Annotated in this window: 18 protein-coding genes; 8 read left to right on the forward strand and 10 right to left on the reverse strand. The window is 60.0% G+C overall.

Annotated elements, in window-relative coordinates; genetic code table 11:
• Positions 1-72 precede the first annotated feature (72 nt).
• Positions 73-783: a DNA/RNA nuclease SfsA gene (gene sfsA / locus Ga0074115_RS02340; RefSeq protein WP_057957083.1), complete on the forward strand. Its 711-nt coding sequence runs from the start codon at positions 73-75 to the stop codon at positions 781-783.
• Here sfsA and cpdA read toward each other — a convergent pair.
• Entirely contained in the window at positions 780-1,619 is an 840-nt protein-coding gene (cpdA, locus tag Ga0074115_RS02345) for a 3',5'-cyclic-AMP phosphodiesterase (RefSeq protein ID WP_057957084.1), read from the reverse strand. The two genes, sfsA and cpdA, sit on opposite strands and share 4 nt — an antisense overlap.
• Before the next feature lie 558 nt (positions 1,620-2,177).
• On the opposite strand from cpdA, the gene Ga0074115_RS02350 reads away from it, so the two are divergent.
• Positions 2,178-4,835, forward strand: a complete 2,658-nt coding sequence (locus Ga0074115_RS02350; RefSeq protein WP_057957085.1) for a response regulator — start codon at positions 2,178-2,180, stop codon at positions 4,833-4,835.
• 31 nt (positions 4,836-4,866) lie between these two features.
• Here the strand turns inward: Ga0074115_RS02350 and Ga0074115_RS02355 are convergent, their stop codons facing one another.
• From Ga0074115_RS02355 to fabA, 5 genes are read right to left on the reverse strand one after another with little or no spacing between them, the layout of a single operon-like run.
• The gene (locus Ga0074115_RS02355) at positions 4,867-6,834 is read right to left on the reverse strand and encodes a bifunctional aldolase/short-chain dehydrogenase (protein WP_057957086.1); all 1,968 of its coding nucleotides are present in this window, start codon (positions 6,832-6,834) and stop codon (positions 4,867-4,869) included.
• Positions 6,835-6,886: 52 nt separating this feature from the next.
• A complete protein-coding gene (locus Ga0074115_RS02360; RefSeq protein ID WP_057957087.1) occupies positions 6,887-7,351 on the reverse strand; it encodes a hypothetical protein in 465 nt (154 codons plus the stop codon).
• A gap of 29 nt (positions 7,352-7,380) precedes the next feature.
• Entirely contained in the window at positions 7,381-8,625 is a 1,245-nt protein-coding gene (locus tag Ga0074115_RS02365; RefSeq protein WP_060528168.1) for a NupC/NupG family nucleoside CNT transporter, read from the reverse strand.
• Between the two features lie 3 nt (positions 8,626-8,628).
• Positions 8,629-9,117, reverse strand: coding sequence for a DsrE family protein (locus Ga0074115_RS02370; protein WP_057957088.1), 489 nt, complete (start codon positions 9,115-9,117; stop codon positions 8,629-8,631).
• A gap of 7 nt (positions 9,118-9,124) precedes the next feature.
• The gene (gene fabA / locus Ga0074115_RS02375; RefSeq protein ID WP_005961657.1) at positions 9,125-9,640 is read right to left on the reverse strand and encodes a 3-hydroxyacyl-[acyl-carrier-protein] dehydratase FabA; all 516 of its coding nucleotides are present in this window, start codon (positions 9,638-9,640) and stop codon (positions 9,125-9,127) included.
• 833 nt (positions 9,641-10,473) lie between these two features.
• Here fabA and Ga0074115_RS02380 point away from each other — a divergent pair.
• Positions 10,474-13,107 (forward strand): thrombospondin type 3 repeat-containing protein, encoded by a 2,634-nt coding sequence (locus Ga0074115_RS02380; RefSeq protein ID WP_060528169.1) that lies wholly within the window; start codon positions 10,474-10,476, stop codon positions 13,105-13,107.
• 26 nt (positions 13,108-13,133) lie between these two features.
• The gene (locus Ga0074115_RS02385) at positions 13,134-13,895 is read left to right on the forward strand and encodes a transcriptional regulator (RefSeq protein WP_232432862.1); all 762 of its coding nucleotides are present in this window, start codon (positions 13,134-13,136) and stop codon (positions 13,893-13,895) included.
• Positions 13,896-14,051: 156 nt separating this feature from the next.
• On the opposite strand, the gene Ga0074115_RS02390 is transcribed toward Ga0074115_RS02385, so the two are convergent.
• Both Ga0074115_RS02390 and Ga0074115_RS02395 read right to left on the reverse strand, forming a co-directional pair.
• Positions 14,052-15,770: a proline--tRNA ligase gene (locus Ga0074115_RS02390; protein ID WP_060528170.1), complete on the reverse strand. Its 1,719-nt coding sequence runs from the start codon at positions 15,768-15,770 to the stop codon at positions 14,052-14,054.
• A 101-nt stretch (positions 15,771-15,871) separates the two neighbouring features.
• A complete protein-coding gene (locus Ga0074115_RS02395) occupies positions 15,872-16,585 on the reverse strand; it encodes a c-type cytochrome (RefSeq protein ID WP_057955231.1) in 714 nt (237 codons plus the stop codon).
• A gap of 206 nt (positions 16,586-16,791) precedes the next feature.
• Here Ga0074115_RS02395 and Ga0074115_RS02400 point away from each other — a divergent pair, with 206 nt between their 5' ends.
• A complete protein-coding gene (locus tag Ga0074115_RS02400; protein ID WP_057955230.1) occupies positions 16,792-17,196 on the forward strand; it encodes a globin in 405 nt (134 codons plus the stop codon).
• A gap of 4 nt (positions 17,197-17,200) precedes the next feature.
• Here the strand turns inward: Ga0074115_RS02400 and Ga0074115_RS02405 are convergent, their stop codons facing one another.
• Positions 17,201-17,551 carry a phenylpyruvate tautomerase MIF-related protein gene (locus tag Ga0074115_RS02405; RefSeq protein WP_057955229.1) on the reverse strand — a complete coding sequence of 117 codons (351 nt, stop codon included), beginning with the start codon at positions 17,549-17,551 and terminating at the stop codon, positions 17,201-17,203.
• 18 nt (positions 17,552-17,569) lie between these two features.
• Positions 17,570-18,031: a DUF4124 domain-containing protein gene (locus tag Ga0074115_RS02410; RefSeq protein WP_057955228.1), complete on the reverse strand. Its 462-nt coding sequence runs from the start codon at positions 18,029-18,031 to the stop codon at positions 17,570-17,572.
• 190 nt (positions 18,032-18,221) lie between these two features.
• Between Ga0074115_RS02410 and Ga0074115_RS02415 the strand changes: the two genes are divergently transcribed.
• The 3 genes from Ga0074115_RS02415 to ilvC all read left to right on the forward strand — a co-directional run bounded on the left by Ga0074115_RS02415 (position 18,222) and on the right by ilvC (position 21,568).
• Positions 18,222-19,943 carry an acetolactate synthase 3 large subunit gene (locus tag Ga0074115_RS02415; RefSeq protein WP_057955227.1) on the forward strand — a complete coding sequence of 574 codons (1,722 nt, stop codon included), beginning with the start codon at positions 18,222-18,224 and terminating at the stop codon, positions 19,941-19,943.
• On the forward strand, positions 19,943-20,434 hold the full coding sequence (gene ilvN, locus Ga0074115_RS02420) for an acetolactate synthase small subunit (RefSeq protein WP_005961320.1): 492 nt from the start codon (positions 19,943-19,945) through the stop codon (positions 20,432-20,434). The genes Ga0074115_RS02415 and ilvN overlap by 1 nt, the downstream gene beginning before the upstream one ends.
• A 123-nt stretch (positions 20,435-20,557) precedes the next feature.
• On the forward strand, positions 20,558-21,568 hold the full coding sequence (ilvC, locus tag Ga0074115_RS02425; protein ID WP_057955236.1) for a ketol-acid reductoisomerase: 1,011 nt from the start codon (positions 20,558-20,560) through the stop codon (positions 21,566-21,568).
• Positions 21,569-21,610 lie beyond the last annotated feature (42 nt).

Below are 21,610 nucleotides of genomic sequence, written 5' to 3' on the forward strand. Positions count from 1 at the left end.
TTCGCTGATTAAGAGTTTCTTCCGCATGTCAGATACAAAGTATATTTTGGCAAGTTCAAAAATAGACTGCCAATACTTTCGGAACGATTAATATCTGGTCGCATTGAGAAGCGTTACAAACGGTTTCTGGCCGACGTGGAGTTGGAGGATGGTCGGCAGGTAACCGCACACTGCCCCAATACCGGCAGCATGCTGGGGTGTTGGCGGCCAGGTGCTGCAGTGCAGTTGAGCCATAGTGACAACCCGCGGCGCAAACTGGAGTGGACCCTGGAGCGAGTCGAGATGGGGGGTGGCTGGATCGGTGTGCATACCGGGCGGACCAATCCGGTGATTGAGGAGGCGGTCAGGGCCGGTCTGATCGACTCCCTTGCCGGTTACGCAAGAGTGGAGCGGGAGCGTGTTTTCGAGGTTCCAGGAGAGCCCCGCTCCCGTTTCGATCTATTCCTCGCGCAGGGTCCACGGGCGGATGCCTGGGTTGAGGTGAAGAATGTCACCCTGTTGGAGGGGGCGTCGCTTCTGTTTCCGGATGCAGTGACCGAGCGTGGCCGAAAACACCTGCGGATGCTGGCAGAGGCCTGTCGGCGGGGATACCGTGGCGTCATGGTGTATGCCATCAACCGGCCGGAAGGGACCGTTTTTTCACCCGCCGAGCAGATCGATCCGAACTATGCAGAAACCCTGCGTAGAGTGGTTGCTGAGGCTGGGGTGGAGCTGGTTGCGGTGCGTATCGCACATGGAGTGCAGAGCATGTCTGTGGCAGAGGCTGTGCCGATCGTCCTTTAGTAACCGCCGGAACTGAGGTCGAGGCCAAGTGGCAAGGACTGGAGTAGCCGGACCTCGGTGCGGATTTCGCCGCTCTCCAGCAGCACCATGGCCCGATAGCCTGGAGGCTTGCTGTCAATGCCAAACTTGTCTTGGCCAGCGATGAACTGGATGCAGGTGGAGGGGGTGCCAATGAGCCGTATGCCGCGATGTTTCGTATCAAACTCCTGATGGATGTGGCCAAACAGTACGGCGCGGACCTGTGAATGTTGCTCCAGCAGCTGGAAAAGCGGCTCCGGGTTGACCAGCGCCATGGTATCCATCCAGGCACTACCTACTGGCACCGGATGGTGGTGCATGGTGATCAAGGTGTGGTGTTTGGGATGGCGGTTGAGGGTCTCACTCAGCAGTTCAAGTTGGGTATCGTCCAGGTGTCCGCCTGGTTTGCCCGGGATGGTGGAGTCGAGAAAGATGATCGACCAGTTCCCACGCTGGAGGCTGGGCAGGCAGTAGAGAGGAGGCCTGTTCAGGTGTTCCTGCATCACCTTCGGAACGTCATGATTGCCTGGTAGACAGTAGACCGGGCAGCCAAAGGCCGACAGGCGCTCTGCGATGCGCTGATAGCCGGCTGCCGAGGCATCGTGAACCAAGTCTCCGGTGGCCAGCAGCAGATCGGGCGTGCTGAGCTGCTGCCGCGCAAGTGCGATGACCTGGTCGAGGCTGTCTTGCGTGTTGATACCAACCAAGCATCGATCCTGATCTGCATAAATATGGCTGTCGCTCAGCTGGAGTAGCGTGATTGCGCCATCGGGCAGGTCGTCGAACAGCTTGCTATCATTCGTGGGCTCGGTACCCATAACTATCAGTTTTTTGTCCCCCGCATGAGCGTCTGCTGGTTTTGTTTTAGACGCTTGTTCAGCAAAATATGAATTATAGTAGTCTAAAAAAACTTTGCGAAACAACGTAGTTAAACGCGAAATGAAGATTCCATGTAGTAAATTCTGTTTTTCAAGTGGATCGCTACAAAGTCTGTGATCATAGTGGCAGTTTGCCATTTTTTCATTTCACTTTGCAGGTCCCATCTGTCCTGCGCCAGAGTCCGACAGCGCTTCTGTGCAACTGTCGGGTCGTAGGGGCGCGCGTCCTGTTGCAACCTAATTTATAGCCCCATCTAACCTTTCCAACTACTAGTCTAACCACGAGCCAAAAAAAGAATTAAAGTCCTAAGTTGCAGTTGTGTGGACTCAGTTGTCCGCTTTATCGATTGGCTTTGCTGTGGAGCGATAACATAATTGAGCCTCTGGATTTCCACTAGAGGGTGTCGTGAAGATCAGAGCAGGTCGATGTTGTGTGGCGGGTCTGCTGTGTTGAAATCGATCGGGTTTTTTAGGGATTGGTTGGGTTGGAGGATGGAAATGGAAGCAGATCAACGGCAGGATGCGGCACCTCAGAGCCTGAAGGCGCGAATCGTCAGGGAGCAGGAGCGGGTGTTGTTCGCCTTCGGGCCCTACGCCAATCTCACGATCGCGCTCGCCGGTCTGGTGTTGGTCGGGGTGCTTTGGGTGGTAATGTCCGGCCAGGCCATTTGGCTCTGGTATGGCACCTTGCTTGCCACCATTGCCGCCCGCCTGGCTGTGATCCTGCTGCATCGGCTTGGCGATCAACCCTCAGCACGCCCCGGCAATTGGGTTTGGGCCTACTCATTTGCCTCGATTCTCACCGGCTTTACTTGGGGCGGGCTGTTTCTGCTGCCCTTTCCTCCCCTGACAGAACATCCGGCGTTGCTCTACAGCATCCTGCTGGGAACTGGTGTTGTCTCCGCCGGGGTGCACGTGTTGTCGATACACCTGTTTACCGCGCTGCTCTATCTCAATCCGTTGATCATCGCGGTGGTCTGGAAACTTGGCACTCTGGGCGAGAGCATCGACGGCTTGATCTTTGTGATGCTGTTGCTGTATGCCATCTTCATCAATGGTGTGGCACTGCGGGAGAATCGCACCTCACTTCAGAATCTCCGTTTGCAGTACCAGAACGATCGCCTGATCGATGGCCTGAAGCAGGCGAAAGCGGTGGCGGAGGCTGCCAGTCAGGCAAAGTCGGCCTTCCTTGCCTCGATGAGCCATGAAATACGGACTCCGATGAACGGTATCATCGGTATGACCGATTTGCTGTTGAGCACCGATCAGGGGGAGCGGCAGCGATACTACACCCAGACGATCAAGCGATCTGCCGACTCCCTGCTCGGCATCATCAACGACATCCTCAACTTTTCCAAGATCGAGGCGGGCAAGCTGGAGTTGACCCAGCGCGACTTCAATCTGCTGGAGCTGTTTGAGGAGACCGGTGAACTGCTCGCTGGACAGGCCCAATGCAAAGGGCTGGAATTGGTGGTGCTGGCCGATCCGGCGCTGGCGGTGATGGTGCATGGCGACGACAATCGGCTGCGTCAGGTGTTGATCAACCTGCTGGCCAACGCGATCAAATTCACCGAGCATGGTGAAGTGCTGCTGCGCGCCACAATGGGCAAGGGGAGTGCATCAGATGTTGCTGTGCGGGTGGAGGTCTTCGATACCGGCATCGGCATGAGCCAAGAGGAGCAGACTCAGATCTTCGGTGCATTCTCCCAGGCTGATGGCTCGACCCAGCGGCGCTTCGGCGGGACTGGGCTGGGGCTCTCCATCTCCGATCAGCTGATGCGTATGATGGGCAGCCGGATCGATGTGGAGAGCGCACCGGGACAGGGCTCGCGATTCTGGTTCGATCTCCGCCTGCCGCTCAGCAGCGGTGAGATGAGCAGCGCCCCGCAGCCCCTCGAACTGCTTCGCGACAAGCGCATCCTGCTAGTGTGCGACAATGAAACTGCCTGCGCTGCGTTCACCGACAAGCTCCAGCTGGCCGGCATGCAGCGTGAAACGCTGGTCCGGGCCGAACAGATGATGCCACTGTTGCAGCGCAGCGTTGAATGTGGCGAAGGGTTCGACTTTATTCTGATCAACAAGGGGCTGGATGGCAGCGTAGGGCTCAATCTGATTCATCAGATCCAGCATGAGTTTGGCGATCAGCTGCCCAACCGCCTGCTGCTGGTGGGTATTGAGCCGAGCAGCCAGGTACGGGAGGCGGTGAGCCGGGGGGATTGTGAACTGCTCAACAAGCCGGTGCGCACCCAGACCCTGTTTAATACCATGCAGCGGATGCTCGATCCGGAGGTTGAGATCGCACCAGAAAAGAGCTGGAGGCATCAGGAGGAGGAACCGCAGTATAAACCGCAGAGGTTTGAAGGGGTCCGAGTGTTGCTGGCGGAGGATAATCCGATTAATCGGGATCTCGCCCTGATCATGCTGAAAGAGCATCTGGGTTGCCAGGTGGAGCTTGCCGTGAATGGGCAGGAAGCGGTGGATGCCGCCAGTGCGGTCAAATACGATCTGATCCTGATGGACTGCCACATGCCAGAGCTGGATGGCTTTGGCGCAGCGCAGGAGATACGCCGGCGTGAGCGGCAGTTGGCAGTGAACCGCCCGGTGACGATCATCGCGCTGACCGCTGATGTGCAGGCGGGGGTCAAACAGAAGTGTAATACGGCGGGCATGGACGGATATCTCAGCAAGCCTTTCTCCCTGCAGCAGCTGGCTATCGTGATGCAACACTGGGTGACTCCCGTTGGAGGGAAGCTGAAGGCGGAAGCTGCAGAGTCGCCTGCGGCGATGGAAGAGGAGCTGATCCTTGACCGCCGGATGCTGAATAAGATCCACACGATGGGTGGTGTCGACAGCAGTGACCTTCTGGAGGAGATGATCCGATTCTATCTGGAGAGTAGCCCGCAGCAGATTAGTCAGATGCTGGATGCTGCAGGTGAGCAGGACCTGCAGCTGTTTGCCGAGACCAGCCACCAGCTGATCTCCAGCAGCGCCACCCTGGGCGCCTCCAGGCTCGCCTCAGCCTGCCGGGAGGCGGAACAGAAAGCCCGCAGCGATGGGGGACATGATCTGCTACCGCTAGCCCAGCAGATTGAACTCGAGTACCAGCTGGTCAGCGAAGAGCTGGGCAACGAACTGCAGCAGTTGCGGGACAGCTAATAAAAGGGTCACTGGATAGCCTCTCTTCCACTCACACCACCCGGTCGTTGCCGCCATCCACCGGGATCTGCGCGGCGGTAGTCTTGGCAAACAGCTCTCCACAAAGCTCTGCCGCCAGCTCCGCCACATCTCGGCTGGTCACCTCGGTCTTCAGCAGATTACGCGTCTTGTACTCCGCCACGCTCATGCCGTAGTGATCGGCCCGCGCTTGCAGTACCTGATCGCTCCAGATGCCGGTGTCGAATACCGCGTCCGGGTGCAGGCTGTTGATGCGGATGCCGTCGGCCGCCCACTCCAGCGCGACGATCCGTGCCAGTTGGTTGAGCGCCGCCTTGGAAGCGGAGTAGGCCGCTGCACCTGCCCCAGGGGCCGGCACGTTCTTTGAACCGATCACCACCACCCGGCCATGCCGCGGTGCCTGCTGCAGCAGCGGATGGCACTCCCGCAGCAGGCTCAGATTGGCGTCCAGGTTGACCTGCATCACCTTGCGCCACTGTTCATCCGTCAGCTCTGCCACCGGACAGCCGCCGGGGAAGATGCCGGCGTTGAGGATCAGCATATCGAGGCCGCCGAAGGCGAGCAGGGTCTGCTCAAGCGCGTCCTTGATGGCGTTGCTGTCGGTTACATCACAGCGGATGCCGAGGAACTCGGCCCGATCGTAGAGCCCTGTGATCTCGGGATTGAGATCGAGCCCCACCACTGCCGCACCGCGCGCCAGTAGCGATTCGACACAGGCCTTGCCGATGCCGGAGGCGGCGCCGGTGACCAGTGCAATCTCCCCTTGGAAAGGCGGCGGGGTGCCGCCGGTGCGCAGCTTCGCCTGCTCCAGTTCCCAATACTCCACATCGAAGATGTTGCTGGCCGGCAGGGCGCGCCAGCCGCCAAGTTGCTCGGCACGCTGGATGATCTGCATGGTGTGGTGGTAGATGTCGGCGACAATGCCAGCCTCCTTGGCACTCTTGCCGATGCTCAACATGCCGAGCTGCGGATCGAGCACCACCCGCGGTGCCGGATCAAGTATCTGCACCGGATTGCGCGCCTGGGGTGATTGTTGTTCGAAATAGTCGCGGTAGGCCTCGGCGTAAGCCGCTACATCGCTGCCCAGCATTGGTAGCCGCTTAGTGCGGATCACATGGTCCGGAGTGGCGGGTCCCTGTTGGGAGATGGTGGCGAGATTGTCGCGGCCGCAGAAGGACATGGCTTCAGGTGAACGATGGCTCTGCAGGAGCATTGGCTGGCCCGCGGCCTCTGATAATGATTGGCGCAAAGCTGAAAGGGTGCTGGTGTCTGGGGTGGGAATGACTGTTGGTTCCGGCAGCTGCCAGGCCCCCTGGGCCTGTAGGTATGCCTCCGCTCGCTGCACCAGGGTGATCATCCGTTCATAGGATTCTTTGGCGCTCTCGCCGAAGGAGAAGAGGCCGTGGTTCATCAGCACCATGCCGATGGTGTTGGGGTTGACCTGTTTGGGAAACGCCTTGGCCACCAGCCGCGCTAGATCGAAGCCCGGCATCACATAAGGGATGATCACCAGTTCGTCGCCATAGATCTCGCGGATGCGCGCCTCACCATCCTTGGTATTGGTGATGGTGACGATGGCGTCGGCGTGGGTGTGGTCGACGAACTTGTAGGGTAGGGTGGCGTGCAGGATCGCCTCCACCGAGGCGGTAGGAGCGCTGGCGAGAGTCTGGTGGGTCTTCAGCTGATTTACCATCTCTAGATCGGAGAGGGATTCCAGTTCAGCCAACCTCAGCAGGTGTGCCATCCGCACCGGAGTGTAGCCCGCTGCCTCGATGGTCGCTAGATCCCAGCCGCTGCCCTTGACGTAGAGGATCTCCTCCGCCTCGCCGAACAGGTCAGGTTGGCGGATCTTCACCGAGGTGTTACCGCCGCCGTGCAGCACCAGTGAGGGATCCTGGCCGAGCAGGCGTGAGCTGTAGACCCGTAGTTGCAGGTCGTCGGTGAATCGGGCGGCTTCGGTGTCATTCCAACGGTTTTTCATGGTACTACTCTCTCAGTTGTTCTGTTGTGTCGCTGTCAGCCAGGCGTTTTGCCTATCGCTGTTCCACCTCAAAGCGGTAGGCGGCGTGACAGGCGACGCAGTTCTGCATCAGGTCAGCGAGCTGGGTGAGGCTGTGGCCTGGATCCCCCAGTTGCTCCGCATCCAGCGCCAGTTGGTCAAACCGAGTATGGGTGTCGAAGCCGAGTTTTTTGAACTCCAGGGGCAGCTTTCCCATCAGTGTGCCGGGCACCCCCTGCTGGGCGGCGAGGCCCACTTGGCGGGCGCTGGCGGCGACCCTTGCCATCTCTTCATTGGCGGTTCCGGTGGTGATCTGCTGGACACTGGCGAGAAAGGCGCGCATCTCGGAGAGCACCAGATCCCGCTCGCCGGTGCTCAGCTGGATTGCAACCCGGCCATCGCTTGCCGGTACGGTGCTGCCCTGGATGAGAAATTTGTAGGCGCCGGCGGCGATTAGCAGCAATAGGATCGTGACCAGACTCCAACACTTCTTACACATATTTTGTTCCTTATAGGGTGGTTTTTAGATTAGAGGATCAATCCCACCACGGCACCGGTGAGGCAGGTGGCCAGGGTGCCAGAGAGTAGCGAGCGCATCCCCAAGGCGACGATCTCGTTGCGCCGTTCGGGGGCCATCGCGCCCATGCCGCCAAGCATGATACCGAGGCTGCCGAAATTGGCGAAGCCACACAGGGCATAGGTCATGATCAGCCGGCTGCGCTCGGAGAGGGCCCCCTCCGGCAGCTGGCTCATCTGCAGGTAGGCGAGAAACTCGTTCAGCACCGTCTTGGTGCCCATCAGCGCGCCAGCGGCCGGGGCCTCGGGCCAGGGGATGCCCATGCTCCAGACAATCGGCGCCATCAGCCAGCCGAGTAGCCGCTCCAGGGTGAGCGGTGAGCCAGCTATCTTAGGCAGCAGGCTGAGGGTTTGGTTGAGCAGGCTGACCAGGGCCACCAGCACCACCAGCAGGGCGATGATGTGGGCCAGCAGGCGCAGGCCGTCGATGGTGCCTTTGGTAACGGCGTCCATGCTGCTCTCCGCCTGCTGTGGCAGCACCAATTGACCGGCGGTGCTTTCGCCGGTCTCCGGCACCATCAGCCGTGCCACCATGATCGCGGCGGGGGCGGAGATGACCGAGGCGGTGAGGATGTGGCCCATTGCGTCGGGTAACACCGGACCGAGGAGCGCGGCATAGAGCACCATCACGGTGCCGGCAATGGTGGCCATGCCGAGGGTCATCAGGGAGAAGAGCTCGCTACGGGTCATCTGATTGAGGTAGGGATGCACCAGTAGTGGTGCCTCGACCATGCCAACAAAGATATTGGCGGCGGCGCCCAGCCCCAGCGCACCGCCGATGTTGAGGCTCTGCTGCAACAGCCAGGAGAAACCGCGTACTAGTAGCGGCAGCAGCCGCCAGTAGAAGAGCAGGGCGGACAGCGCACTCATCACCAGGATCAGCGGCAGTGCCTTGAAGGCGAGGATGAAACTGGACCCCGGGGTGCTCTCGCTGAACGGCAGATCGGCGCCGCCCAGGTAGCCAAACACGAATGAAGTGCCGGCCTCGGTGGCGGTCTGTAACGCTAGGATAGCGTGATTGAGACTGAGGAACAGCGTCTTGAAGAGCGGCAGCTTAAGCAGCAGCAGGGCCAGTAGCAGCTGCAGGCCAAGACCGGTGGCGATCAGTCGGAGATCGGCCTGGCGGCGATCCTCGCTGAACAGCCAGGCCAGCGCGGTGAGCAGGATCAGGCCAAGCAGGCTCTGAGTGCTCTCCACTCCCTAGCGCTCTATGCGGATCAGGATGTAACCCAGCTCCTGATACTGGCGGATCTGCACCGGACCTACCGGGGCGACATCCACATAGTCGGGGAAATCCGACTCATCGGCGTTGTACCAGCTGGCGTGGGTGCCGCAGACATGCAGATCGACATCCTGCTGCTGGGTGAGGGACTGCACTGCATCATGCACCGGCCTGAATGCCTCACGATGTTCAGTTTTCAGGGCGAACATCTCAACTCCGTGGGTGACTACGGCGACGGGCAGCTCGGGGAAGCGTTGGCGCAGTCGCTCGATCTGTTTCACGGTTTTGGGGATCGCCCAGCCCAGGTCGTCGTCATCGTCCTCGGCGATCTCGAAGACGACTCCCTCCGGTGCCTCGTCGAGGGCGAGGATCTGCTCGATACCTGAGGCCGCCTGAGCAGTGGCGCCGACCAGCAGCATCAGGGAGATGAGAAGGCTGGTTAGCCAATCTCCAGGGTGCCGCTGCATAGTCGGTTTAGAAGTTGTCGGTGGAGATAAATAGGCCGACCCGCAGATCCTTGGCGACGTAGATCTCACGGCCATCTACCTTCATCACGCCATCACCGACACCGAGTACCAGTTTGCGGCTGATGACTCGTTTCATATCGATGTGATAGGTCACCTTGCTGGCTTTTGGCAGCACCTGGCCGGTGAACTTGACCTCGCCCACTCCCAGCGCGCGACCGTGGCCGGGGTTGCCAACCCACGCCAGGAAGAAGCCCACCAGCTGCCACATTGCGTCGAGGCCCAGACAGCCAGGCATGACCGGGTCACCGGGGAAGTGGCAGTCGAAGAACCAGAGGTCAGGGTTGATATCCAGTTCGGCGTGGATCTCCCCCTTGCCATACGCGCCGCCCTCGTCGGAGATCTTGATGATGCGGTCCATCATCAACATGTTCGGTGTGGGCAGTTGTGCGTTGCCCGGGCCGAACATCTCACCGCGTCCGCATGCCAACAGCTCTTCGCGGCTGAAGGAGGATTGTTTGGTCATTTTTTACCTCTTTAAGAGTGGCTGGTGACGCCGGCAGGGATGGCTGCCGCTGAAAACGGCGTAGTTTCGTGGTTTTGAGGCGCAGATGTCAAATTCCCTGCCACCAATCGGTTGCCTTTTGCTGGTGAGAGTTTTGGCTGGCGTTCGTTTGAAAAAGTCTGCGGTAGAGTGGCGGTGAACCCCTTTCCCGGGGTTCTAAACTTACCGCGATGGATGCCGACCCGGAGAATACAGGCGAAACATCTTGAGGTACTTCCCAAGGGTTTCTTCGGGGCGGTAACCGATCTCAGGAGCGGCAGCTCGAAAGCGTTGTTGTTTACATAAGTGAGCGGGTTCGCAGTTCTTGAGATCGGTGTTTGTTTGCACGAACTTCTTTTCAGGTTGTAAGTCAGACAAGGTGTTGAAAAGGGCATCAGGACCTAATGCCCAGCATGGTTGGCAATAGGTTGGAAGGTGGTACCCCAGCGGATGACGGGGGCCGCCTTCCGTTTTTTTGGCAATCCAGTCCCGTAAAGGTGTCTGTTGAATGATTGTCTGACCTTGCAGGAAAGGCCAGTCATCCGGCCTTAGCCAATGTCGATCGACAACCTTTCCCTATTGCTCTCTGCCTGCGTGCTCTGATTGGAGCCCTCTAAAAAAATCAATCTCCTGCACGCATTTACTTCCCCTGTTTGTAGTTTGGTGCGCCTGTATTGCTACAAAGCGTGCACTCTTCACCCTTTTGGTTATTCCTGTTGAGCTGATCTGCGGATTTGATCAAATATCTGGCACTCCTGCTTCTATGGCAGGTGAGCAGGGTGTCTCTTTTTAGCAACAAACAACAAGGAATCCGCATGAGATCGCACTCTCCCGGCAATCAGAATCGCCCCAAATTCCGTGTCTCCGTGCTGGCCGTTGCAGTTGCGGCCACCTTGGCCGGCTGCGAACTTGGTGGTACCGACGATGTGGGCAGCAGCTCCGGCACAGGCAGCGACAGTGCACGGAGTATTGGTGGTGGTGGCGTTAAAGGGCCGCTGGCTGATGCAGTGGTTAAGGTCTACCAGGTCGATTACAGCGCCGCCGGCTTCAAGGGGTCGCTGCTGGCTACCGGCAGCACCGATGCGGCTGCGGCGATCCAGGGGCTGAGCTTGCCGATCCCGCTCAATCCGCCCTATGTCATGGAGTTCACCAGCGACGCTAACACCACCGATATCACTACCGGTGCCGCGCCGGTGATTTCCACCATGCGTACCGTGATCACCCAGGCGTTGCTCGACAGCGGTGAGCAGATCTACGCCACCCCGTTGACCACCATGGCCACCGATCTGGCGATCAAAAATGCCGACAGCGCTGCGCCCTATAGCGGTAATGGCGACGGTGCAGTGACGCAGGCGGAGTTTCTCGCTGCGCTGCCGGTGGCCGCCTCCCAGGTGACCTCTACACTCGGTTTTGGTGTCGATAGCAGCATCGACATCTTCGACACTCCGCCGCTGATCAACGACACCACCGATAGTGCCGAAGAGCAGCGTGCCACCGCCACCTATCGCACCGCGGTGGAGGCGTTGACCGCGGTGGTCTACGAGATGGAGCAGCATTCCACCGGCGACTCCAATGCGGTGTTGAGTGAGCTGGCCAATGATCTGGCAGATGGCGCCATCGACGGCAGCGTCGACGGTAATCCCAGCAGTGTCATTGGAAATTCAGCCCTCGATGTGCTGGACCAGGATCCCGCCTCGCTGCCGATCCCAGGTGACCCGAAGAACCGTACCGTGGGTGATGTAGAGCAGGTGTTGACCGATGAGAAGAACACCACTGGCTCCACTACCAATACCGATGATCTGAGCAATGGCGCCATCGCCGTCACCCCGGAGCCGGCGCAGACCGATCCCGATCTGGATAACGACGGCACCCTGAATGCAGACGATGCCTTCCCCACCGACCCGGCAGAACAGACCGACACCGATGGCGATGGTGTTGGCAACAATGCCGACGGTGATGATGATAACGATGGCGTTTTCGACGCCAGCGACGCCTTCCCGCTTGACCCGAATGAGTCTCTCGACCGTGATGGTGACGGCATCGGTAATAACGCCGATGACGATGATGATGGGGACGGTGTGTTGGATGTGGACGATGACTTCCCGCTCAATCCCGACGCCTCTAGTGCCAGCGACGCGGACGGCGATGGCTGGCCGGCAGGACAAGATCCCGACGACCAGGATGCCGCCAACCCGGGCAGCCCGTTTGTCGACACTGACGGCGATGGCATCGGCAACGACACCGATGCGGATGACGACAATGATGGCGTACAGGATAGCAGCGACGCCTTCCCGACCGATGCTGCCGAGCATACCGATAGCGATGGCGACGGCATCGGTAACAATGCCGACACGGACGATGACGGCGACGGTATCGCGGACAGCGCCGATCCCTTCCCCCTGGATGGCTCAGAGTACCGTGATACCGACGGTGACGGCATCGGTGATTATCGCGATAGCGATGACGACAACGACGGCATCAGCGATAGCCAGGAGGTCGCCAATGGCACCGATCCGCTGAAGCGGGACAGCGACGGCGATGGTCGCTTCGACGGCTCAGACGCCTTCCCCATGGATGCCAGTGAAGACACCGACAGTGACGGTGATGGCATCGGCAACAATGCCGACAGCGATGACGACGGGGACTCGGTGAGTGACGCCGATGAGCGCAGCAACGGCACCAAGCCGCTGGTGGCCGATACCGATGGGGATGGGGTCGATGACGGCCATGACGCCTTCGGCCTCGACCCCGCTGAGTCTGTGGATACGGATGGCGATGGCATCGGCAACAATGCCGACACGGATGATGATGGTGACGGCACCGATGACGCCCACGACGCCTTTCCCCTTGATCCCGGCGAGAGCCTCGATACCGATGGCGACAGCATCGGCAACAACGCCGATAGCGATGACGACGGCGACGGCTTCGCAGATGCCAACGACGCCTTCCCACTCGATGCCGGTGAACACCTCGATACCGATGGTGATGGCATCGGTGACAACGCCGACAGCGATGATGATGGCGACGGCCTGAGTGATAGCGCCGAGAGCAGCGCAGGGACCAACCCGTTATTGAGCGATAGCGATGGTGATGGGGCAGATGATGGAGCTGACGCCTTCCCTCTGAATGGCACCGAGAGCCTGGATACCGACGGCGACGGCATTGGCAACAATGCCGACACGGATGATGATGGTGACGGCACCGATGACGCCCACGACGCCTTTCCCCTCGATGCAGGAGAGACCAGGGACACCGATGGTGACGGGATCGGCGATAACGCCGACAGTGACGATGACGGCGATGGCGTCGATGACGCACATGACAACTGTCCGTTGCACGCCAACTCGGATCAAGAGGATGGCGACGGCGATGGTGAGGGCAACATCTGCGATGGCGGCCCGGCAACCTGGGACGGTTTCAACTGGAACGACGGAAGCACATGGCAATGAGAATGATGAAACTTGAGGACAAAACAATGGCAAGAAAAATCAGACTGGCGGCACTTTCTCTGGCCATGAGTGGGATGCTGGCAACCTCGGCAATCGCCTCTGAGGTGACGATTCCGAACACCTTTAGCGCCGGTTCTCCCGCCGTGGCGAGCGAGGTGAATGCCAACTTCAGCGCGGTGAAGACAGCGGTGGATGACAACAACCGCCGCGCCGACGAGCTGGAGGCGCTGGCGAATAAGCTTGATAGTGACATGACAGCGGCGCTCACGGAGGTCAACAACCGCCTCAGCGCACTGGAGTCCCAGCTCGCCCAGATGGTGGGTGGCAGTGGCGCAGCCCTGACCCAGGCGAGCCTGACCGGCGTCTATAAATTTATCTATATGGATGTCGAGATGATCGGCAATCTGGATAACTACTCGGAACAGGGCGCCTCGATCGGCAAGGGCGATATCACCTTCGACGGAGCGGGTGGCTTCACTGTGGTTGATACCAGTGACAAACATGTCTCACAGGGGGTGAGGGCGGGCACCGATCCGCTCAACAGCGGCATCATGTTCACGACCACACAGACCGTGGACAGCACTCTGGAGAGCACCTCTGGCACCTATACAGTCAGCCCGGACGGCAAGGTGACCCTGACCTTCGCCGACGACGGCTCACAGCTGGACATCCACATGGCGCCTGGGTTGATCATGGGGACCGGCGGTATGGCCGAGACGGAGACTCTGAATGGTGGTGGCGACCGCACCGCAGGCTCACTGGTGGTGGTGGTGAAGAAGTCGAACTGACCGCGACTTCAAAATTGAGTGACAGACCCCGGCCTGACGCCGGGGTTTGTCGTTTTATTAACCCGTAATGAAATGATTCATAGGGCCCTTCGCCGCCGTCTTTGACCGCTCGAAAGAAAAGATATGTTGGGCGTGGCCCGACCTATCGAAGTGAGATCAGGCCAACTGCTGCCGGATGTGGGCGACGATCTCATCCAGCGGGATGAAGCTATTCTCGCTATCGTTGCGGCCGCGATACTCCACCTTGCCCTGATCCAGCGAACGCTCGCCGATCACCACCCGGTGTGGGATGCCGATCAGTTCCATGTCGGCAAACATGAAGCCAGGGCGCACGTCGCGGTCGTCCAGCAGCACCTCAATGCCAAGGGCCTGCAGCTCGGTGTAGAGTTGCTCCACCGCCTCGCGCACCCGCGCTGACTTGTGCAGTTTCATCGGGCAGATCGCCACCTGGAAGGGGGCAATGGAGGCGGGCCAGCTGATGCCGTGCTCGTCGTGGTGTTGCTCGATGGTAGCGGCCACCACCCGTGATACGCCGATGCCGTAGCAGCCCATGGTCATCACCACCGCCTTGCCGTTCTCATCGAGTACAGTGGCGTTGAGCGCCTGGCTGTACTTCTGGCCGAGCTGGAAGATGTGGCCGACCTCGATGCCGCGGGCGATGGTGAGTCTGCCCTTGCCATCGGGGCTCGGGTCACCCTCGCGCACATTGCGCAGATCGGCGATCTGCTCCGGCTCTGGTAGGTCGCGGCCCCAGTTGATGCCGAAGTAGTGTTTGCCGTCGATGTTGGCGCCGGCGCTGAAGTCGGCCATTTGCGCCACCGTGCGGTCAACGATGCAGGGGATTGGCAGCTTGACCGGGCCGAGGGAGCCGGTGCCAGCGCCGATCGCGGCGCGGATCTGCTCCTCGCTGGCCATCTCCAGTGGGCTGGCCACCTGTGGCAGCTTCTCCGCCTTGAGTTCGTTCAGCTCGTGGTCGCCGCGCACCAGCAGCGCCACCAACTCCGTCTCGTCCTCCTCGTCGGCGACCACGATCAGGGTCTTCACGGTCTGCTCAATCGGCTGCTCGAACTGTTCCACCAGCTCCTGGATGGTCCTGGCGTTGGGGGTGTCGACCAGCTCCATCTGTTTCGAGGGGGCGGGGCGTTCGTCAGCGGGGGCGATGGCCTCGGCCAGCTCCACGTTGGCGGCGTAGTCCGACTCGGTGGAGAAGGCGATGGCGTCCTCGCCGGAGTCGGCCAGCACGTGGAACTCGTGGGAGGCGTTGCCGCCGATCGAGCCAGTGTCTGCCGCCACCGGGCGGAAGTCGAGGCCGCAGCGGCTGAAGATGCGCGAGTAGGTCTGGTACATGCGTTCGTAAGTCTGCTGCAGTGATGCCTGATCGGCGTGGAAGGAGTAGGCATCCTTCATCAGGAACTCGCGGGCGCGCATTATGCCGAAGCGGGGGCGGATCTCGTCGCGGAACTTGCTCTGGATCTGGTAGTAGTTGACCGGCAGCTGTTTGTAAGAGCGTAGCTCGTTGCGTGCCAGGTCGGTGATGATCTCCTCGTGGGTTGGGCCGAAGCAGAACTCACGCTGGTGGCGGTCCTTGAGGCGCAGCAGCTCCGGACCGTACTGCTCCCAGCGGCCTGACTCCTGCCACAGCTCGGCGGGCTGCACCGCCGGCATCAGCAGCTCCAGCGCACCGGCGTGGTCCATCTCCTCGCGCACGATGGCTTCAACCTTACGCAGCACCCGCAGCCCTAGCGGCAGCCAGGTATAGAGACCGGCGGCGAGTTTGCGGATCATACCGGCGCGCAGCATCAGCTTGTGGCTAGCGGTCTCGGCGTCAGCGGGGGTTTCCTTGACGGTCTGCAGCGGGAACTCGGAGGTGCGCATGGGATGATGATCCTGTGGTGGGCCTATAGTGAAAAGGCGGGATTCTAGCCTGAGCGGCGCGGAGGGTCACCTGTTTGCATGCGCGGGGCGTGGCTGGCAGGTCACTCCAGGTGGGCAAGATAGCTAGCGACCGCTTCGATCTCTTGCGGGGTGCGCAGCTGCTTGGCGCGGGCGGTCATCCAGGGGTTGCCGCGCCGTCCGCTCAGGTTCTGGAACTCTTTTAGGATTTTGATGATGTATTCCGGTCGCTGCCCGGCCAGGCGAGCGTAGCCGCTCTCACCGCGGCCATCCGCACCGTGACACTCGACACAGAAGCGGTGGTAGAGCTGTTTTCCTTGCTCCATCAGTTCGCTGCGTCCGCCGCCTGTTGGAATCATCTGTTGCTGAGAATAGTAGAGCGCGAGTTTGATCTTGTCCTCCTGGGAGAAGCTTTTAGCCAGCCCGCCCATGAAAAAGTCGTAGCGGCGGCCGTCGCCGAAGCGCTGGAACTGGTCGACCAGATAGATCGGGTTCTGGCCGGCGAGACTGGGCACCCCTTCGCGTACTGCGTTGCCATCCTCGCCGTGACAGTGTTTACAGAGCACTGCGCGGTGCCGCGCCTCTCGCATCAGCTTGTCCCGTCGCTTGGCGTCGGTGTTGAGCTGGGTGATGCGCTCTGCCAGTTCACGTCTTACTTTGAGATCCTGGGTTTTTATCGCGTGTTGCCAAGCTGGCATCAGTGTGGCGCTGGTTTGGTGGGGTTTGGTGTCGGCGGCAAACAGGCTGGATGTGTTGGCGCACAGGGCGAGGGCGGTCAAGAGTAGAAAGCTGCGCATATTCAGCGTCCCTGAAAACAATATGGTTATCCTCCCGTGCAGGATTCTGCGCCATGCCTTGGTTGAAAGCAAAATAGGGCGAGGCGCCAGACGGCTGGCCCAGACGTGACCGGCTTCGTTCCGGCGTGGTGTGTGCATGCCTATACTCGGATGGAGTGAGCGGCACAGCTTCTGCCGTCGAGATCCATCGCAGTGAGATGAGAGAGATGAGCAACCAAGCCGAGCGTGATCTGGCGCTGTTTCAGGCGAGTCTGCAGCGGGCAACCGGTGATCCGGCCTTCTACGATCTGTTCTACCAACGTTTTATCGAAAGCTCACCGAATATCGCACGGGTGTTTCAGAATCGTGACATGGCACAGTTGAAGAAGAAGCTGGCAATCACCCTGGAAATGGTGGCGGATACCGCTGAGGGTAAGCCCGGCTTGACGATGTATCTGGAGATGCTGGGCAAGATCCATCAGCGGCTGGAGATCAAGCGGGCCTATTTCAATGGCTGGCGTGATGCACTGCTGGAAACGGTGGATGAGACCGATCCGGACCTCGATGAGGCGACCCGCCAAGCGTGGCGTCAGGTCATCGACGGTGTAACCACGCGCATGCTGCAGGGGTGACCGCTCAGCGTTCGAAGGTGGCGCCGTTCCACCCCCACAGATGGCGCTGGGCGTCGGCAAACTCGATATAGATCCGTTCGGCGCTGATCCCCAGTCGATCGGCGATCAGGTGACAGAGGGCATCGGAGAACTCCCGGGTGCGCTCGCCGGGCAGGCCGATGCTCTTCAGTTCTAGGTAGGCGAGGGGGGCGTCGCTGCCGGCGAACAGCATCTCGGGATTCTGCTCCAGGGAGACCATGACGAAACGCTCCGGCTTGCCGAGCAGTGCAGTGATTTCGGCAGAGGCCTTGCGTAGCAGCGACTTATGCTGGTCTGGCTCGATCGGTTGGTTGGTCTGGATCTTCAGCAGTGGCATCTCTCTCCTCCCTTGACCCTATCGACCACAGTTTTCATTGATCTGCTGCTGCGCGGTTGCGATGCGTGCCTGGCGCTCCTCCTCGGTGAGGCGCAGGTATTGGCCATCGGCGGTGCGCAGTCTGCGACCACCCAGTGATTGGAGGGTCGCCAGATTGTGGCGTGCACTCTGACACCTCTGTTGTTTCAGCGTCTTCTGCTGATCCGCCTGCTGCCGGGTCTGTTTCTGCAGCAGGCGATCCTCTTGTCGGTCCTCCAGCTGCTGGCGCAGAGCGTTGAGGCGCGCTCTCCCGGTTGGCTTGCCAGCGCTCGTTTCCCTTTGATATCTGTGGTTGATGATTGTGGCCTCGCCTTGGGGGGGTGGGCTCTGCGAGTAGACGGTGACGCCGTTTTCATCGACCCAGCGGTAGCTGGTCTCCGCCTGTAGGAGAGGGCTGATGAGCAGCAGTAGGGCGGCTGCGGTAGGGGCTGGTGTCTGCATGATCGATGCGGGGTCTGTCTGATGATTTGCTCTATTATGCGTCACTGCTGCTGATTCTCAAGCAGGGATCGGAACCGTAGTGACGGTGGTCGCGTGTGCTCTTCTTGACCTATTCGTGCAGTATTAGTAGTTTGTGCCGTTTTGATATCGTTCTGCCCGGCGTGCCGGGGTATGTCTGGAGGTCACTGACGTGGAACTGAGTGGTGCCGAGATCGTCGTTCAAGCGCTGAAAGACGAGGGCGTCGAGCATGTCTTCGGTTATCCGGGAGGAGCCGTACTGCATATCTATGATGCCATCTTCCAACAGGATGCGGTGAAACACATCCTGGTGCGCCATGAGCAGGGCGCCACCCATGCGGCGGATGGCTATGCCCGCTCGACTGGCAAGCCCGGGGTGGCGCTGGTCACCTCTGGTCCGGGGGCGACCAATGCGGTTACCGGCATTGCCACCGCCTATATGGATTCGATCCCGATGGTGGTGCTGACCGGTCAGGTGCCGACCCCGGTGATCGGCAGCGACGCCTTCCAGGAGGTCGACACAGTCGGTATCACCCGTCCCTGCGTCAAACATAATTTTCTGGTGAAGCGCCTCGACGATCTGGCCGAGACCATAAAGAAGGCATTTTATATTGCCACCACTGGTCGACCCGGCCCGGTGGTGGTCGATATCCCTAAGGATATTACCGATCCGGGCATCAAGATCCCCTACAACTATCCAAAGAAGATCAAGATGCGCTCCTACAATCCGGTGGCCAAGGGTCACCTGGGGCAGATCAAAAAGGCGGTCAACATCATACTCGCTGCGGAGCGGCCGGTCTTCTACACGGGTGGCGGCGTCGTGCTGGGGAATGCCTCCAAGGAGCTGACCGAGCTGGTGGGTGAACTCGACTATCCGATCACCAACACCCTGATGGGCCTCGGCGCCTATCCAGGCAGTGACCGCCACTTTCTCGGCATGCTCGGCATGCACGGCACCTACGAGGCCAATATGGCGATGCACGAGACCGATGTGCTGATCGCCGTGGGTGCCCGCTTCGATGACCGGGTGACCGGCCATGTGCAGCAGTTCTGCCCGAACGCGACGATCATCCATATCGATATTGACCCGGCATCGATCTCGAAGAACGTGCGGGTCGATGTCCCCATCGTCGGGCCGGTGCAGCAGGTGCTGAAGGATATGCTGAAGGTGCTCAAAGGGCATAATAAGCGTCCCGACAGCGAGGCGCTGACCCGCTGGTGGGAGCAGATCGAGCGCTGGCGGAGCATGCACTGCCTCAAGTTCGAGCAGAAGGACGACGGGCCGATCAAACCCCAGTTTGCTGTGGAGACCCTGCACAGGATCACCGGGGGCGATGCCTTCGTCTGTTCCGACGTGGGCCAGCATCAGATGTTTGCCGCCCAGTTCTACAGCTTCGACAAGCCGCGGCGCTGGATCAACTCCGGCGGCCTCGGCACCATGGGCTTCGGCCTGCCGGCGGCGATGGGCGTACAGCTAGCCCACCCTGGCAAGGAGGTGGCGCTGGTTACCGGTGAGGCGAGCATCCAGATGTGTATCCAGGAGTTGGCTACCTGCACGCAGCACGCCTTGCCGCTCAAGATCATGCTGCTCAACAACGGTTATATGGGCATGGTGCGTCAGTGGCAGGAGTTCTTCTACGACAGCCGCTACTCCCACTCCTATGTAGAGGCGCTGCCCGACTTCATCAAGCTGGCGGAGTCCTACGGCCATGTCGGCATGCGCATCGAAAAGCCCGGTGACCTGGAGGGCGCAATGAAGGAGGCCTTCGCGATGAAGGATCGGTTGGTCTTCATGGACGTGGTGATCGACCCGGCGGAGAACGTCTATCCGATGATCGCGGCGGGCAAGGGCCACCACGAGATGTACCTGTCACCGGAGAGCGAGCTGGTCTGATGCGACACATTATCTCGATACTGATAGAAAACGAATCCGGCGCCCTCTCCCGGGTGGCCGGCCTGTTCAGCGCCCGTGGCTACAACATCGAGTCGCTCACGGTGGCGCCGACCCATGACCCGAGCCTGTCGCGCATGACTCTGGTGACCCGTGGCAGCGATGAGATCATCGAGCAGATCACCAAACAGCTGAACAAGCTGGTGGAGGTGGTCAAGCTGCTGGATCTCTCCGAAGGCGAGCATCTGGAGCGCGAGATGATGATGATCAAGCTGCGCGCCGAACGGGGCCAGCGTGAGGAGATCAAGCGTCTGGTGGATATCTTTCGCGGCAAGATTATCGACGTCACCGAGAGCAGCTACATCGTCGAGATGACAGGCCAGGCGGATAAGCTCGACGCCTTTATCAATGCGGTGGATGAAGATCTGGTGGTCGAGGTGGTGCGTACCGGCCCCTCCGGTATCGCACGCGGAGACAAGGGGCTGGGTCTCTGAGGCTCTGCTGGGCCAATGATTAATTATGAATTTTGAATGATGAGTTGAGTGGTGCTCGGAGCGCACTCAACCCTGATTCAAGATTAAGAATTCAAAATTTTTCCGAAGGAAAACAACATGGCTATCAACGTTTATTACGATAAAGATTGCGATCTCTCCATCATCAAGGGCAAGACGGTCGCGATCATCGGTTACGGCTCCCAGGGCCACGCCCATGCCAATAATCTGAAAGACTCCGGCATCAATGTCATTGTCGGCCTGCGCGAGGGTTCCCCCTCGGTGATCAAGGCGGAGAACTCCGGCCTGACCGTCAAGCCGGTGGCCGAAGCGGTGGCGGCGGCCGATCTGGTGATGATCCTCACCCCGGATGAGTTCCAGTCTGCCCTCTACCGCGACGAGATCGCCCCTAACCTCAAGCAGGGCGCGGCCCTTGCCTTCGCCCACGGCTTTGCCATCCACTACAACCAGATCGTGCCGCGCGAGGATCTTGATGTGGTTATGATCGCCCCCAAGGCCCCCGGCCACACCGTGCGCAGCGAGTACGAAAAGGGCGGTGGCATCCCCGACCTGATCGCCGTCTTCCAGGACGCCAGCGGCAGCGCCAAGGCGACCGCGCTCTCCTATGCCTCCGCAATCGGCGGCGGCCGCACCGGCATCATCGAGACCACCTTCAAGGACGAGACCGAGACCGACCTGTTCGGCGAGCAAGCGGTGCTCTGTGGCGGCGCGGTGGAGCTGGTCAAGGCCGGCTTTGAGACCCTTACCGAGGCAGGTTATGCCCCGGAGATGGCCTACTTCGAGTGCCTGCACGAGCTGAAGCTGATCGTCGATCTGATGTACGAGGGCGGCATCGCCAACATGAACTACTCGATCTCCAACAATGCGGAGTACGGCGAGTATGTGACCGGCCCCAAGGTGATCAACGAGGAGAGCAAGAAGGCGATGCGCGAGGCGCTGCACAACATCCAGACCGGTGAGTACGCCAAGCAGTTCATCCTTGAAGGCCAGACCAACTATCCTTCGATGACCGCCTACCGCCGTCTCAATGCCGCCCACCCGATCGAGCAGACGGGTGAGAAGCTGCGGGCTATGATGCCGTGGATCAAGAAGATCGTGGACAAGTCGAAGAACTGATCCACGCCTTCGCAACGCCCAAAAGTAGCCGGCTGAACAGCC

It is taken from the genome of endosymbiont of Ridgeia piscesae (genome assembly GCF_001443665.1).
GTDB classification, from domain to species: Bacteria; Pseudomonadota; Gammaproteobacteria; order Chromatiales; family Chromatiaceae; genus Endoriftia; species Endoriftia persephonae.